This window comes from Brevibacillus sp. 1238 (assembly GCF_029892995.1).
In the GTDB taxonomy this organism is placed as follows: Bacteria; Bacillota; Bacilli; order Brevibacillales; family Brevibacillaceae; genus Brevibacillus; species Brevibacillus parabrevis.
Genome location: NZ_JARXWC010000014.1, coordinates 1 through 15,769 on the forward strand (window position 1 = coordinate 1; position 15,769 = coordinate 15,769).

Here is a 15,769-nt window from a genome sequence, read left to right on the forward strand (position 1 = left end):
AAAGCCATTGCCGTCTTGGCAGGCATGACGGACAGCACGGTAATGAGCGAAAGCTACACCATAACCCCGTTGCCGCAACCGCAAGTAGCGACACCGACAGCAGCGCCAAGCGGAGGGGCAGTCCCATCAGGAACGATGGTCGCGTTGAGTACAACCACACCAGGAGCGACGATCTACTACACGACAGACGGCAACACGCCAACAACAAGCAGCAATGTGTACAACAACTCAGCCATTCCGGTCAACAGTGCGATGACCATCAAAGCAATTGCCGTGAAAGCAGGCATGACGGACAGCACAGTAATGAGCGAAAGCTATACCATAACCCCGTTGCCGCAACCGCAAGTAGCGACGCCAACGGCAGCACCAGGCAGTGGAATGGTCACACCGGGAACCCCTGTCACTCTGAAAACTACCACGCCGGGAGCGACCATCTACTACACAACAGACGGAAGCACACCGACAGCAAGCAGCGACGTTTACAGCACACCAATCCCTGTAAACAGCGCACTCACGATCAAAGCCATGGCAACAAAGCCAGGCATGACAGACAGCTCGGTCATGACAGAATCTTACTCCATCTACGTACCAAGCATCGTGGTGACCAATGTCAAACCGGCTCCGGCGATAACTGGCTTGCCAAACGGCACGGCGAAAACAGCCTCCGCGCTAGGCTTGCCTTCGCAGGTAGAAGTGACGTTGAATAGCGGTGCAACGATCGAAGTAGATGTGGACTGGCTGGTAGCGGATGCCTCATACGATCCTGACAGCAAAGAAAAGCAGACGTTTACCGTTCAAGGCAACCTGGTTCATCTGCCAGGCGGCATTACCAACCCGCAAAACTTGACAGCCAGTATTCAGGTGACCGTTTTAGCAGACTCGGCAAAAGAAACCGACATTGTCCGCGTGGCTGAACTGGCGCCAATCACGGGCCTTTCCAATGGAACGCCGAAAACGGCAGAAGCGTTGGGACTGCCTGAGCGGGTCGAAGTGACGCTCGATGACGACAGCAAGCTTTCTGTCAGCGTCGATTGGGCTGTCTCTGAAGCTGATTACGATCCCGAAAGCAAGGAAAGTCAAAGCTTTACCGTAACAGGAGAATTGGTGAAGCTGCCAAAAGGGGTAACCAACAGCAAAGATCTCACAGCCAGCATTCAGGTGCGAGTCCGTGCTGAAAATGAGCAGGTCCGCAAAATCGTCAAAGTCCGAAACCCGGAAGCGATCGATGATGTAAAAAACGGCACAAGAAAAACAGCCTCTGCTTTGGGACTCCCCGAAGAGGTCAGGGTAACGTTGGATGACGATAGCACACTTGAAGTCGAAGTCCGCTGGGATGTCGACAGCGCCGACTATGATCCTGACAGCGAGGAAAAGCAGCGTTTCACCGTGGAAGGGATTTTGGTCAACCTGCCGGATGATGTAGAAAATCCGGAGCGTTTGGGGGCCAGCGTCAAAGTGACTGTCAGGGCAGCGACGCGGGACAGAGAGCGTGACGATGACAAAAAAGATAAAGAGGAGCGGCGCAAGCAACCGGAAACAACTCCACAGGACCAGACGCGAACTGTCAAAGTCGAGGCAGGTAACGAAGGAATTGTGTTCGAGCCGCTTGAAATCGTACGCACTACCACCTCCAAAAACAAAAAAGCAGACGAAGTCGTCCTGCATCAGGAAACAGCCAAAGCCATTTTGCAAAGAGCAGAGCAAAACAAAAAAGACATCATTCGAATTGCGATTGATGATCTCCCGGGCAGTCCGGCTGATGAAATCTTGGTAACAGTGCCGACAAATGCCCTTGAGCTGATCAAGCAGCAGCGGGTTGCGCTTGAGATTCGCACAAAAGATGTCGTCATTACCATTCCAAGAGAAACTTTGGCGATGTTGTCAGACAAGCTGTATTTCCGAATTGTACCGATTACCAATTCACAAGACAAAAAAGAGATAGCACAGCAAACGATCGACGACGAGATCGTGCAACGAGCAACGGGTGGACAGCAAGTACAAGTCGTGGGCAAGCCGATGACTATTGAAACCAACTACAGCAACCACCGAACGCGTGTCACTTTCCCGTTGGAGGATGTCGAGCTGCCGAAAAATCCGGATGATTTGCAGGCTTTCCTCTCTACGCTTGCCGTTTTTGTAGAGCATGCGGACGATGAGAAGGAGTTGAAGACAGGAACCATTCGTTACGACGAAAACGGAAAGCCTGTCGGTATCGAGATTGAAATCAGCAAGTTCAGCACGTTCACGATTCTCTCCTTGAAAGGCAAACAGTTGTATGTAGAACATCCGGCGTATATGGTCGGCTACCCGAACGGGACATTCCAGCCAAACCGAATCTTGACTCGTGCGGAAATGGCTGCGATGTTAGCGTCTTTCCTGCAAGAGACAGGTCAATCTGTTCCACAAGAGAACGGCGTATTTGCAGATGTAAAAGCTGGCCACTGGGCTGCAGCATCGATTCAAAAGGTGCGCGATGCCGGATTGATGAGTGGAGACGCCAATGGTTTGTTCCATCCCGAGGCAATTGTGACACGCGCGCAAATGGCAAGTATTATCGCCAAGTGGAAAAACTTGTATACGGCCAAAAGGGATCTGCCTTTTGCAGATGTACAAGGTCATTGGGCCGTATGGCAGGTTGCCGCTGTTGTCGAGCAAGGCATCATGAAAGGATATGTCGATGGATTATTCCATCCAGATCAGGGACTGACTCGTGCGGAAGCAACGGCTCTGTTCAATCGCGTAACGGGCAGGGGACCGCTTGAAGGCATGACGAAGATGATCTGGAAAGACGTTCCACAGACGCATTGGGCTTTTGCTGAGATTGCGGAGGCCACCATGCCGCATGCCGCATACCAGACCGCAGACGGCACGGAGCAACTCGCAGATACAAGCGAGAAGTAAACGGGACGTTTGGACAATGTAACGAGAAACGAGAAACGAGAAATGGGGCTGCCCTTAGTGGGAAGCCCCATTTTTGGGGAGAGGACGGATGATTCAGCAAAGCTGTTTCATGAACGTAGCCCTAACGCCCAGCACGATCACCTGCTTTTTACAGCGACAAAACGAAAAAATGTCAACAAACGGACAAATAAGTCATCTTGACATAAAAATAAATTTATGATATAATTTAATGTTTAAAATATTGATTATATCCCCATCCCTGCTATACTCCTCCTTGAAGCATACAAACCTGATTGGCAAAAGGGAGGATGTCTGATGAAAGAAAACCAGATAAGCCTGACTGCAATCATCTCTGCCTACATTCGCGGTTACCACGCCATGAACGAGACTCCTAAAATTTTTGACGATTTTCTGGCTCTGGCTCTGATCCCGGAGGAACGCCGTACACTTATCGAGCAAGGCTTTGCGAGCGGTCCCACATCAGGAGCGGGCGCCGGGGAAATGACTACGCTGCCTGCCCTGCTGCAAGCGATGGGCTTGCCTCAGGTGGTCAGCCGGGCACGGTATACAGAGGAGATTTTGGAGCAGGCTGTAGAGCAAGGAGCAGAGCAGTACGTGATCCTGGGTGCAGGTCTGGACACGTTTGCTTTCCGGCGTCCAGAACTGCTGGAGAAGCTTCACTTGTTCGAAGTCGATCATCCGGCGACGCAAGCTTTCAAACAGGAACGGCTGGCTGAACTGGGGTGGGAGATGTCTCCTCAGCTGCATTTCGTTCCGGTGAATTTCGCCAAAGAAAGCCTGGCAGAAGCGCTTCGCCGTACAGCATATGATCCGCAAAAGAAGACGGTTGTTAGCTGGCTTGGGGTCACGATGTACCTGTCACGAGACGAAGTGCTTGCGACACTGGGCTCTATAGCCGAGACGACACCTGCGGGCAGCTCGGTCATTTTTGATTACTTCACTCCCACCAATACAGAGCTGATTATGCAGGCTGAATTGCGAAAAATCGGCGAGCCGTTCCAGACGAGCTTCGACCCGGAGGAGCTTGCACGCGATCTTTCCCGCCTCGGTTTTTCCCTCCACGAGCATGCCAGTCCAGCAGTGATCCAGCAGCGCTATTTCCAGGGACAGACCGATTATTACGCCAGTGAGCACGTGCATTTTGGCTGGTTCACGACGACGAGATAGCATATCAAGCATGACTGAATAGCCCCGTTCTTGCCTAGAGCAGATGCCTAGGACAGAGCGGGGCTTTTTTGTGCCTTAAGCTTCGAGATTATGGATGATGAGACAGGAAAAGCGCGGGGTCTTTTTCGCGTTCAGATGGTGCCCGGCCAAAAGCCCGATCGAGGCTGTACGCATACGTGTAGCTTCGGCACAGCAACAAACCGAAGGCGCTGGTGTAGAGCACGAGACTGGTCAGATTCATATTTCCTGACAAAATAAAGTTGATATGCATGAACAGACAAAAGAGAATATCTTGTTTGATAAACAAACCGACCATTAACAAGATGCCGATGGCAATCTGAACGACCGGAATGACGTAGTTGAGAAACATGACGTGATTCAGGGCAATTTCATTGATAAAAACTTTGTAAAAATCGGGCGTTTGCGGTTTTTGTGCGGCCTGAACCAGATAGTCGTGAAGAAATATGCCTGGCTTGGAGTACCAGGACTTTTCCGTAATTTTGGTCAACCCGGCCAAAAACCAGCCTACTCCGAATAAAATACGCATCAATAGAACGAGATACGGAAACGCGTACAGCTTGAACAGCGCTGCTGACTGCTTCAAAAAAATCACCCCGGCATGAATTTGAAAAAATTGCCGTAGTTGAAAAGTATTATCATTCACGCGGGACATCCAAATTTTTATACAAGGTCAATATATTTGTCAAGAAAGATTTTTCGAAAGCAAAAAATTTACATGTAAAATATTTCTTGACGGATGTTGAGGACAGGAGCATAATGATTCATGCCTGTAGTTGAGAAGGATTATCATTTTCAGTAAATGACAGGGATACGCGCTGCGAGCCCTGTTTTTTTGCGGCATTATTGATAATGATTATCGTTATATGTTCACTCTTGATCATTATTTATGAAAAAGGAGCAATAGAAATGAAAAAGAAAACGATTTGTCACGTGGCGATCTCGACAGGCTTCCTCCTGTCGGCAGTTGCGCCACTGTCACCAGTAACTGCGTTTGGCATGTCGAAGAGTGCCCAGACGTATGCAAGTGCTGTAGAGTCTCACGTTGCGCCCAGTTCCAGTGAGAAGCCGTTCGCGATTGCTTCTGCGTCAGCGGTAAACGGTCTGATCAAGGTTGCATTCACGGGCAAACAGGAGAAAAAACCTGTGCAAGGCGATTTCAGTCTGGCGCTGGACGTGAACGGCAAACGGCAAAAAACAGTGAAGGTAACCAAATTTGCCTGGGATGAGCAGACATCCACTGCGCTGATCTCCTTCAGTCCGCTTGCTTTTTCCACGAAGGAACAAAAAGTAGATATCGCTATTTCCTACAAAGGCAATGAATCCGTGACAACCAGCTATGAGCTGGCCCGCAGGCAAGAGCGCATGGAGAGTTTGTCTGTCGAGTACATCGGGGCAGACGCCGAACTGGCACTTGGAACCGAAGATGACCGCATGTCTTTGGTGGCTGTTGCCAGAGATAAAGCTGGCCGACAAGTGAAAGATCCGTCTGTTGTCTGGAAATCGGGCAACGAGAAGATCGCTGTCGTTGACAGAAAAGGAAATGTGCGCGCGGTAGGTGTGGGAACGGTAAATATTACAGCGACATCCGGCAAGAAAACCGCTTCGCTCAAGCTGGAGGTAACACCGGGGAATGCATTGGTGACGAATCTGGAAGCGGCCAATGGATTTGTCTCCATGAAAGTGCATGATGCTGCTGACGGCATGCCATCTGCTGATGATTTTACGCTTGCGACCACCATTAACAAGAAACAGAAAAATGTGTCCGTCTCCCGGGTAGACTGGAACGAGGAAACACAGACCGCTACGCTAGTATTCGAGCCGATTGAACCTGCCAAAAGAGATCAGGAAGTAGGTATGGCTGTAACCTATAAAGATTACGAGGCCAGCGCGAAGCCATTTACGGTGGCAAGAACAGGCACGAAGCCGCAAAAAGTAGAAATCATGCACTTTGGCCACGACGCGATTTTGCATGACAGTGATGCCGAGGATCGCTCCCTTGCGTTGTGGGCTGTGGCAACCGATCGTTCGGGTCGGGTTGTGAGCGGAAACGACGTGAACTGGAAAATCGCGGACGACGCGGTAGCGACGATTAGCGAAAACGGTGTCGTTACAGCGAAGGCAGCCGGAACAACGGAAGTCACGGCGACGATCGCGGGAGTCTCTGCTACGATCGCGATTGAAGTGAGCGCAGGAAAAAGACCGCAGCTGGTGCTGGGCCAATCTCGCGTGACAGAGTCCGCGTCCAATGACGGGCAAATTGCTGAACAGTTGGAAGTAACATTGACAGCTGGAACGTTTGCACAAGATATTGCAAACGAAGATGTGACGGTAGCGAAGCTCCCTGCTGGCTTGAAAGCGAATGTTGTCCGCGTAGATGACCAGAAGCTGCGCATCAGCTTCACGGGAAAAGCAGAGCGACACACAGCTGGCGATAGCGTTTCCCAGCTCAAAGTAACCGTAGCGAAAGAAAAAGTGAGCGGCGCGTCCCGTGATTTGACTACCGATTCGTTTGCAGTTCAATTTTTGGATGCGGTCATTTCGCCAACGACTCCGACTACGCCAACCATCCCGGTTGATCCGAACAGCGAGCTTGCGCCAAACAAAGCCGCAGGCACATTCAACAAATCGTTCCAGCTTTCCAGCCTCGGTTCATATGGGCCTAACAGCGGTTTGACTACAGTGAACGGAAACATTGGCATCAGCACGAACGCAGCAGGCACCATTACTCTGCAAAATCTCGATATTCGCGGAACGGGCGTAAGCAACGGCAGTCTGGTTGTTGATGCGAAGAATGCTACGGTCATTTTGCAAAACGTCAAAGTAAACGGCGTGCAAGTGCAAAACGTTGCGGTGGGAACGCTCGATGTACGAGGAGCCGGAAGCGCGATCCAGCAAATCACGATTACGGACCCGGATGGCGGCAGCGTGAAAGTGGACCCGAACTCTTCCGTTCAGCGACTGGAAATCATGTCCGGTTCCACGCAGCAACCGATCAAGCTGCAAGGAACGATCGCAGGGGATGTTGTGGTCAACGGCAACTCGTTTGTCCAGCTCGATACTGGGGCGAAAGTCGGCAAGCTGGAAGTTGGAAGCACGGTAACAGATGCCAAGCTGGACATTCGCGGCGCATTGGGAGAGCTGAGTCTGGGTACAAGCAGCCTGACATTTGCAAACCAAGACGCAAATGAACTGCTGGCACTCATCGAGAAGCTGACGGCAACGCCGAATGTCGATCTGGGAAGCATCCAAATGGGAGCGCACTCCCTGAACGATCTGAAAACAGCTTTGGACAAGCTCGCTCTGGTGAAAACGGCAGTCGAAGCATACGAATCGCTCGCTCTCGCTACCGCGGAAGACATTCAGAAGGCGGTTCAGGATGGCGGACAGGCAGCGCAAGCAGCACTGGATGCAGCGAAGCAAACAATGGCGCAAGCCCCAAACATTGCCGAGTGGCAAGCTCGCATTGATGCGCAAACAGCGAAAATTGATGCAGCTTCCAAAGGACAGCCAGTACCGAACACGGATAAAACGATCGTTAGCGTACCAGAGGTGGCGGAAAAATCGTACGAAAACCACACCCCTGCCTATAACTTCGAGCTTCCGAGCTGGGTAGAAGTGACCTTGAGCGATGGAACAAAAGCAGAATTGTATGTGCGTTGGGACTTTAGCGCGTACGATCCTGATTTGTCCAGCAAACAGACCTTTACAGCCGTAGGTACTCTGCGAGGAAGTTCTTGGAGCGCAGAGCTGCCAACAGGTGTGAAAAACGCGCAAAACCTCAAAGCACAGGCGAAAATCACGGTTGAGGGTGCGATGCAAGTCACGAGCGTAGCTTCCGTGCCGATGAAGACGAACGTTGAAAACGGAACTAACTTCTATCAGCTTGGTCTTCCGAATGAAGTAACGGTTACGCTCAGTGATAACAGTACCCAAAACGTGGGTGTTACATGGCAGCAAGGCGATTATGATCCACAAAATCTGGCAGCCCATGTTGTCACGATCAAAGGCCGTCTGGGAGATCGCTACGGATTGCCGCGCGGAATCAAAAACGACCAAAATGTCGAGGCGGAAATCCAAATTTCTGTCAATGCCGCACGGGAAATCGAAAGCATTACGCCAGTCCAACTCACAGGTGTACTGAGCGGAACGGCGAAAACGGCAAAAGCATTGGGCTTGCCGGAAACCGTTGAAGTCGTGTTGTCGGGAGGCAAAAAAGTAGCAGTGCCTGTCCAGTGGGACGTAGCAAGCACAACCTATGATCCTGCCAAAGCAACAGCGCAGACATTCGAGGTCGAAGGCAACCTGACGAACATCCCGGATGGAATTGTTCCAGGCAGCACACTGAAAGCGAAGGCTACCGTTTCGACTGGAGATGCCGTGCCGATTACCAATGTAGCGACTGTAACTGTTGCGAATGTACCGGGCGGAATCAGCAAAACGTATTTGGCCGCTTACTTGCCGAAACAGGTGGATGTAACTTTGCAGGACGGCAAAAACGCGAAAGTAGACGTAACATGGGATGTAGCGGGATCGACCTACAATGATTCCGATGAGCAAGAGCAATCGGTAGTCGTGACAGGTACGCTGGTAAACCTTCCGCCAGGAGTAGCGGAGAACAATCAGACTGCGACGGCAAATGTTACGGTTCAAGCAGTTCGTTATGTAGAGAGTGTCGATTCGGTTTCCATCAGCGGCATTGCCAACGGGACGAACGCAACAGAAAAAGGCTTCAATCTGCCGACACATGTAACGGTAAACCTGACGGACAACAGCACGATTCAGGCTGACGTGAAGTGGGATTTGCAATCGGTCAATTACCAAAAACAAGATAAAAATGCACAAAATGTAACCGTGACAGGCAGCCTTTTGAACTTGCCGACAGGGGTTAAGGCAAATCAGTCTGTGCATGTTGAAGCAACGGTTCATGTAGACGCAGAGGTTGCACTTGCGGACAGCACAGGGGTGGTTCTGTCAGATGTGGTGACCAGACAGGAAGGAGAGGCGACAACGGAAGTTCTCGGAGAATACTTCCTGCCGCTTTCCGGCACGGTTACAGGAGCAAACGGACAGCCGATCAACGGCCCGGGAACCGCACTGCTCGTACTGAACATGTCGATCAACGGAACGGATGTAAACACGATTGATTACTTGAATCGTAAACTACCTTTGAACATGAAGCTGTATGTCGGATGGGACACAGAGCAAATGCTTTCGGAAGTGGCATCCGTGTTGACAGCAGCGCTTAAACATCACCCGGAAGGAAACAACTACCAAGTAATCATGTCTTCTGATCCGGCGGGAATCATCATCAAGCAAATGCCAGGCGCTGGCGATGAAGCGACTGTGCTGATGAGCGTGGTGGAAAATGGCTCCGGCTCGGCTGTAGAAGGCTTGACGTGGGGTTCGTTCACCACAGTAAGAGAAGGGCACTACGGGCATAAGGGCGAAAATGCGATCTTCCGGGTTAGAGTGACCACAGGAGCTGCCGTTACAGGGAAGGTCATCCTGCACATTGCGGACGGCCAAGTTGATAAAAAACTTGCCGTTGCCGTACAGGCAAACGACAGCGCTGAGCAGGTTGCGGAAAAAATCAGACAGGCAGTCGCTGACGATTTCGAATTGAACAGCATCTATCATGTCGCGATTTCCGCAAATTCGCTGATGTTCGAAGCGAAAGAAGCGGGCGAGAAGCATCTGGCCGTAACGGTGGAAAACGCCGGAACGCCGACCGATCCAGGCACGCCGACTGACCCAGGCACGCCGACTGATTCAGGCACGCCGACTGATTCAGGCACGCCGACTGATCCGGGCACGCCAACCGATCCGGGAACCCCGACTGATCCAGGCACACCGACTGATCCGGGCACGCCGACTGATCCGGGCACGCCGACTGATCCAGGCACGCCGACTGATTCAGGCACGCCGACTGATCCAGGCACACCGACTGATCCGGGCACGCCGACTGATCCAGGCACGCCGACCGACCCAGGCACACCACCCCCTTTGCCAGAGCTTGGTGCCCATTTGGAAGCTTCGTCAGATGAGTACTTCTCCAAAGTTGTTCTGCCTTCCGCAATTGATTTTAACAACGTGCGCTACTTGAACACGATGTCGGACAGACAGCCAACTGATAAGTACAAAGCTGGCGATGCCGTTCCAGATGATGCGAAACAACTGCACGAGTCAGGGGAGTTCCGCGGAGTGCCCGGCATGTGGTTCATTTTGTTCGAGGTCGACGCGAACAATAAGATCGTGAAATACCAAGACATTTTGATAAAAGACGAAGACGTGAACTTGCCGAATTGGGACTAATCACGCATAAAAACCCGCTTTCTGCCATGCAGGAGAAAGCGGGTTTTCTCTTTTTTGCCTGAAGATGAAAAAGCTGATTGGCAATACTTGTCCGCCCACAGGCTGCCCGCCTAGTTCCCACCACTATCAGAAAAAATCAAAATCACATATTGAACTTTCTATCAATTTAGAATAGACTGATACTCAAATGATTAGCGACTATATAACGACAAATGTCGCTGAAAAACGAACAGGGAGGGGCGGAACGTGTCGATCACCAGAATGCATGGCAAAAAAGTCGGGCTTGGCTCACTGCTTGCCGGCAAGCAAAACGGCAGTTATCTCATCTATCTTTGCAACCAGGTGCCTGCCTCATGACGCAATTTATTCTCAAACGATTGATGTCTGGCGTCGTCGTTCTTTTTGGACTTTCGGTGTTTACCTTCATGCTCATCCATTTCATCCCGGGCGATCCGGTGCGAATTATGCTTGGACAGCGGGCGACAGTGGAGCAAATCGAAGCCTTGCGCGAAGAGCTTGGGCTGAACAAGCCGCTCGTCTCCCAGTATGTCAGCTACGCATCCGGCTTGATTCAAGGAGACTTGGGCACTTCGCTCAAAACGGGCAGGCCGGTCAGTACCGAGATCGCCGAACGCTTTCCGGCAACGGCGAAAATGGCAGTGGCAAGCCTGGGCGTTGCCGTGATCGTCGGAGTGGGGCTGGGTGTGATTGCCGCGAGATTCAAGGACACGTTTATCGACGGGATGATCATGATGTTTTCCACCTTGGGCATGGCGTTGCCCGGTTTTTGGCTGGGGTTGCTCGTCATCCTCGTCTTCTCGGTGCATTTAGGCTGGTTTCCGATTGCGGGCGGAACCGGATTGCTGGATATCGTGTTGCCTGCCCTCACGCTCGGCACCTTGATGGCGACAGCACTCAGCAGGCTTACTCGCGCGGGGATGGTAGAAATTTTGTCCAACGACTACATCCGAACCGCCCGGGCAAAAGGCATGGGGGAACGAATCATTTTGCTCCGCCACGCTTTTCGCAATGTGATGATCCCGATTGTCGCCGTCATTGGCCTGGAGTTTGCGGGCCTGTTGGGTGGAGCCGTCATCGTGGAGCAAGTTTTCAATTGGCCGGGAATCGGCACTCTGGCCATCCAGGCGATCAGCTCCCGGGACTTTCCGATGATCCAGGGAACGACATTGTTCATCGGAGCGATTTACGTCGTTGTCGTGATTGTAATTGACGTCTTGTACGCTCTGCTCGATCCCCGGATCAATTTTTCCGCCAAAAGGGAGGGTGCATGACATGAGCGAGATCAACAAGGCCGTAACCGTTCGCTCCATGTGGCGCAAAGAACGCCAGCTTCCCCGCTTCGAATTGCTCGGCAAAATCATGCAAAGAAAAAAGGCGAAATACAGCTTTTTGATGATGCTCGGCATTATCGTGATCGGGATTATCGGCCCGTGGATTGCCCCGCACGATCCGACCAAAACGTATTACGAAGCTTTCATGCAAGGCCCGTCGAAACAGTTTTGGCTCGGGACGGATGCGATCGGCAGAGACATCTTATCGCGGCTTTTGTACGGCACGCGGGTGACGCTGACGGCAGCAGTCATGGCGTCGGCGATGACCTTTGTGGTCGGGACGCTCATCGGAGTGACCAGCGCCTACATCGGAGGATTTTTTGACAATCTGATCATGCGAATCATGGACGTGCTGCTGGCTTTGCCGGGGATTGTGCTCGCTCTGGCAATCGTCGCAGCCTTGGGGCCAAGCCAGGAAAATGCCATGATTGCGATCGGAATCGCCTCCATTCCCGGGTTTTCGATTTTGGTCCGCGGAGCAGCGCTGTCCATCAAAGAGTCCGGGTACGTGGAAGCGAGCAGATCCATCGGCAGCTCGAACTGGTGGATCATCATCAACCAATTGATTCCGAATATCGCCAACGTGCTGATTGTGTATACGACCATGTTCATCGGCGGAGCGATTCTGTCCACATCTGCGCTCGGGTTTATCGGACTTGGGGCACAGCCACCTACCCCGGAGTGGGGAACGATGCTGAACGAAGGCAAAGATTACTTGCGGGAAGCCTGGTGGCTGGCGACTTTTCCGGGGATCGCGATTACCGTCGTTGTTTTTACCGTCTACATGCTCGGAGATGCTTTGCGCGACATTTTTGACCCGAAAGCATGAGGCGGAGCAATCAAGGCAGCGAGTGCTGTAGCTGGAAAGGAGTGCAGACAAAATGACCCATGTGCTGGAGGTATCCGGCCTGACAACTACTTTTGCGAAAAATGAAAAGGCTTTCAAGGTCGTAGACGATCTTTCGCTGTACGTCAGAAAAGGCGAGGCTTTGGGCATCGTCGGAGAATCGGGGTGCGGCAAAAGCGTAGCGTCCCTGTCCCTGATGCGCCTTTTGGGCAAGAACGGCAAGACGGAAGGAAGCATTTTGCTGAACGGGCAAAAAATATTGTCGTGCAGCGAACACGAGATGCAAAACATTCGCGGCAAAGAAATGGCGATGATTTTTCAGGAGCCGATGACATCGCTGAACCCTGTCCTGACCATCGGCAGACAAATGAGCGAGGGGCTGGAAAAGCACGAGGGGATGAAGCGTGCCCAGTCCAAGGAAAAAGTGATCGAGCTGCTGACACAGGTAGGCATTGCGCGCGCCAATGAAATTTACCACGAATACCCGCATCGCTTGTCCGGCGGAATGCGGCAGCGCGTCATGATCGCGATGGCGATTGCCTGTAACCCCAAGCTGCTGATCGCGGATGAGCCGACGACAGCGTTGGATGTGACGATTCAGGCGCAAATTTTGCAGCTGATCCAAAACGTCCGTACGGAGCGGGGCACGTCCTTGATTATGATCACGCACGACTTGGGAGTGGTGGCAGAGACGTGTGACCGGGTGATGGTCATGTACGCGGGACAAGTCATCGAATCAGCTGACGTCCGTACGTTGCTGCGCAACCCGAAGCATCCGTACACGATCGGGCTGATCCAGTCGACCCCGCATCGGTCCAAAGGGCAAAAGCGCCTGTACAGCATCGCGGGCAGCGTGCCGACCCCGGAGGAGTACCCGCAAGGCTGCCGCTTCGCTCCCAGGTGCGACAAAGCCATGCCAGTTTGTCTGGAGCAAAATCCGCAACTTTTGGCTGTCGACCAAGCATCCGATTGTCGCTGCTGGCTGTATCAGGAGCACACCAAGGGAACGGCGGTGAATGCATGAAAACACCGCTGTTGGAAGTGAGAAATTTGCAAAAGCGGTTTCTCACCGGAAAAGGGTGGCTGCAACAGCCGACCTGCGTACACGCCGTAAACGGTGTGAACTTGACGGTGACGGAAGGGGAGACGCTGGGAATCGTCGGGGAATCGGGCTGCGGCAAATCGACGCTGGGCAGATGCATTTTGCGCTTGATTGAACCAACCGAAGGCGAAATCGTGTTTCAAGGCAGAGACATTCGCCCCTTCAAAAAAGCGGACATGCACCAGGTCAGACGCAATATGCAGATGGTGTTTCAAAATCCGTTTGATACGCTCAATCCCAAGCTGACGATCAAGAGCATCCTGACCGAGCCGCTGATCGCCCACGGCATTCCGAAAGAACTACGCCAAGCATTGATCGAAGACACGATGGAACTCGTCGGTTTGAGCAAAAAGCAGCTGGCGCGGTATGCGCATGAATTTTCCGGCGGACAGCGCCAGCGGATCGGAATTGCCCGCGCACTGATGCTCAGACCGAAGCTGATCATCGCCGACGAGCCGGTTTCCGCCCTCGATGTGTCGATTCAATCCCAGATTCTCAATTTGCTGCAAGACTTGCAGGAGCAGCTTTCACTCACTTATTTGTTCATCTCGCACGATTTGAGCGTGGTCGAGCATATCGCGGACAGAGTGGCCGTCATGTATTTGGGCGAGGTGATCGAACTGGCGAACAAGGAAGACCTGTTTGCCAAACCGTTGCATCCGTATGCGCAATCGCTGCTGTCGGCCGTTCCGGTATCTGATCCCGATGAAAAAAGGGAACGGATTCTCCTAAAGGGAGATTTGCCTTCGCCGTCCAACCCGCCGAGCGGCTGCAAGTTTCATCCGCGTTGCTGGGCGTGCATGGATATATGCAAGACGACCGCCCCTGCTTTACAAGAGGTAGAGGGGCGACTGGTTGCTTGTCATCTTTATGAAAGGAACGGGTGATGAGGCAGGCAAAAGAAAAAAATTTTACAGATGACGGAGGTGTCAGGAAACGATGCTGGACTCACGACTGACCAGACTGGCGAATGTGCTGGTCAACTACTCTACCCGCGTACAGCCGGAAGACCGCGTACTGATTGAAGCGATTGAAGTGGATATGTCCATGGTCAAAGAACTGGTGAAAGCGGTACAGCAAGCGGGCGGGCATCCTTTTGTAAACTTGCGGGATCGCACGGTGCAACGCCAACTTTTGCTAGGCGGGACTGCCGAGCAGTTCAGGGACGAGGCGGAAATTGATCGGTATCAGATGGAAAAGATAGACGCGGTGATCATCATCGAAGGCGGTCACAACATCAATGAGCTGGCGGATGTGCCTGAGGAACAGATGAAGCTGGCGGCGACTTTTGCCAGCCAAGTACGGCAAGTGCGGCTCCATAAAAAATGGGTGTATCTCCGCTATCCGCATCCTGCCATGGCGCAGTTGGCGAATACGAGCACGGAAGCTTTTGAACAGTTTTACTTCGACGTTTGCACGATGGACTACGCCCGGATGGCGAAGGCGATGCAGCCGCTAAAGGAATTGATGGAACAAACAGACCGTGTCAAAATAATAGGACCAGGCACGGAGCTTGCCTTTTCTATCAAAGGCATACCTGCTGTCCTGTGCGCTGGCGACAAAAACGTTCCGGACGGGGAAGTGTTCACAGCCCCGGTTCGAGATTCGGTGAACGGCGTCATTACTTTCAATGCGCCTTCTCCTTATCAAGGCTTTACGTTTGAGCATGTTCGCCTGGAGTTTGCGCAAGGCAAGATCGTGCAGGCGACAGCCAATGAGACGAAGCGGCTGACAGACATTTTGAATACGGATGAAGGCGCGAGATACATCGGAGAATTTGCGCTAGGGGTCAATCCTTACATCCGGGAGCCGATGCGCGACATCTTGTTTGATGAAAAAATAGACGGAAGCTTTCACTTTACCCCGGGCCAATGCTACGACGCTGCCTCCAACGGGAACAACTCGACAATTCATTGGGATATGGTCTCGATTCAGCGTCCCGAGTACGGTGGCGGCGAGATTTGGTTCGACGATCGGCTGATTCGCAAAGATGGACGGTTTGTCTTGGCTGAGCTGGAAGCGCTCAATCCTGAGGCATTGAAATAG

General features: G+C 52.3%; 9 protein-coding genes. 8 read left to right on the forward strand and 1 reads right to left on the reverse strand.

Annotated elements, in window-relative coordinates:
* Both M2298_RS23425 and M2298_RS23430 read left to right on the forward strand, forming a co-directional pair.
* Positions 1-2,901 (forward strand): chitobiase/beta-hexosaminidase C-terminal domain-containing protein (locus M2298_RS23425; RefSeq protein ID WP_280649152.1); only part of this gene is annotated, 2,901 nt, incomplete at its 5' end.
* Between the two features lie 315 nt (positions 2,902-3,216).
* Positions 3,217-4,089 carry a class I SAM-dependent methyltransferase gene (locus M2298_RS23430; RefSeq protein WP_173600199.1) on the forward strand — a complete coding sequence of 291 codons (873 nt, stop codon included), beginning with the start codon at positions 3,217-3,219 and terminating at the stop codon, positions 4,087-4,089.
* 88 nt (positions 4,090-4,177) lie between these two features.
* On the opposite strand, the gene M2298_RS23435 is transcribed toward M2298_RS23430, so the two are convergent.
* Positions 4,178-4,693, reverse strand: a complete 516-nt coding sequence (locus M2298_RS23435; protein WP_229049817.1) for a DoxX family membrane protein — start codon at positions 4,691-4,693, stop codon at positions 4,178-4,180.
* Positions 4,694-5,016: 323 nt separating this feature from the next.
* Between M2298_RS23435 and M2298_RS23440 the strand changes: the two genes are divergently transcribed.
* The 6 genes from M2298_RS23440 to M2298_RS23465 all read left to right on the forward strand — a co-directional run bounded on the left by M2298_RS23440 (position 5,017) and on the right by M2298_RS23465 (position 15,769).
* Positions 5,017-10,422, forward strand: a complete 5,406-nt coding sequence (locus tag M2298_RS23440) for an Ig-like domain-containing protein (protein WP_280649153.1) — start codon at positions 5,017-5,019, stop codon at positions 10,420-10,422.
* 353 nt (positions 10,423-10,775) lie between these two features.
* Positions 10,776-11,714: a nickel ABC transporter permease gene (gene nikB, locus M2298_RS23445; RefSeq protein WP_122966356.1), complete on the forward strand. Its 939-nt coding sequence runs from the start codon at positions 10,776-10,778 to the stop codon at positions 11,712-11,714.
* An 88-nt stretch (positions 11,715-11,802) separates the two neighbouring features.
* Positions 11,803-12,603 carry an ABC transporter permease gene (locus tag M2298_RS23450; protein ID WP_371736949.1) on the forward strand — a complete coding sequence of 267 codons (801 nt, stop codon included), beginning with the start codon at positions 11,803-11,805 and terminating at the stop codon, positions 12,601-12,603.
* A gap of 52 nt (positions 12,604-12,655) precedes the next feature.
* Positions 12,656-13,645 (forward strand): ABC transporter ATP-binding protein, encoded by a 990-nt coding sequence (locus tag M2298_RS23455; RefSeq protein ID WP_280649154.1) that lies wholly within the window; start codon positions 12,656-12,658, stop codon positions 13,643-13,645.
* Positions 13,642-14,610, forward strand: a complete 969-nt coding sequence (locus M2298_RS23460; RefSeq protein WP_122966353.1) for an ABC transporter ATP-binding protein — start codon at positions 13,642-13,644, stop codon at positions 14,608-14,610. Before M2298_RS23455 ends, M2298_RS23460 begins: the two co-directional genes overlap by 4 nt.
* Positions 14,611-14,662: 52 nt before the next feature.
* Positions 14,663-15,769 carry an aminopeptidase gene (locus tag M2298_RS23465; protein ID WP_280649155.1) on the forward strand — a complete coding sequence of 369 codons (1,107 nt, stop codon included), beginning with the start codon at positions 14,663-14,665 and terminating at the stop codon, positions 15,767-15,769.

Coding starts and splice junctions, on each gene's coding strand:
- M2298_RS23430 (WP_173600199.1), top strand. CDS start 3,217: ATGAAAGAAAACCAGATAAGCCTGACTGCAATCATCTCTGCCTACATT.
- M2298_RS23465 (WP_280649155.1), top strand. CDS start 14,663: ATGCTGGACTCACGACTGACCAGACTGGCGAATGTGCTGGTCAACTAC.
- M2298_RS23455 (WP_280649154.1), top strand. CDS start 12,656: ATGACCCATGTGCTGGAGGTATCCGGCCTGACAACTACTTTTGCGAAA.
- M2298_RS23450 (WP_371736949.1), top strand. CDS start 11,803: ATGCAAAGAAAAAAGGCGAAATACAGCTTTTTGATGATGCTCGGCATT.
- M2298_RS23460 (WP_122966353.1), top strand. CDS start 13,642: ATGAAAACACCGCTGTTGGAAGTGAGAAATTTGCAAAAGCGGTTTCTC.
- nikB (WP_122966356.1), top strand. CDS start 10,776: ATGACGCAATTTATTCTCAAACGATTGATGTCTGGCGTCGTCGTTCTT.
- M2298_RS23440 (WP_280649153.1), top strand. CDS start 5,017: ATGAAAAAGAAAACGATTTGTCACGTGGCGATCTCGACAGGCTTCCTC.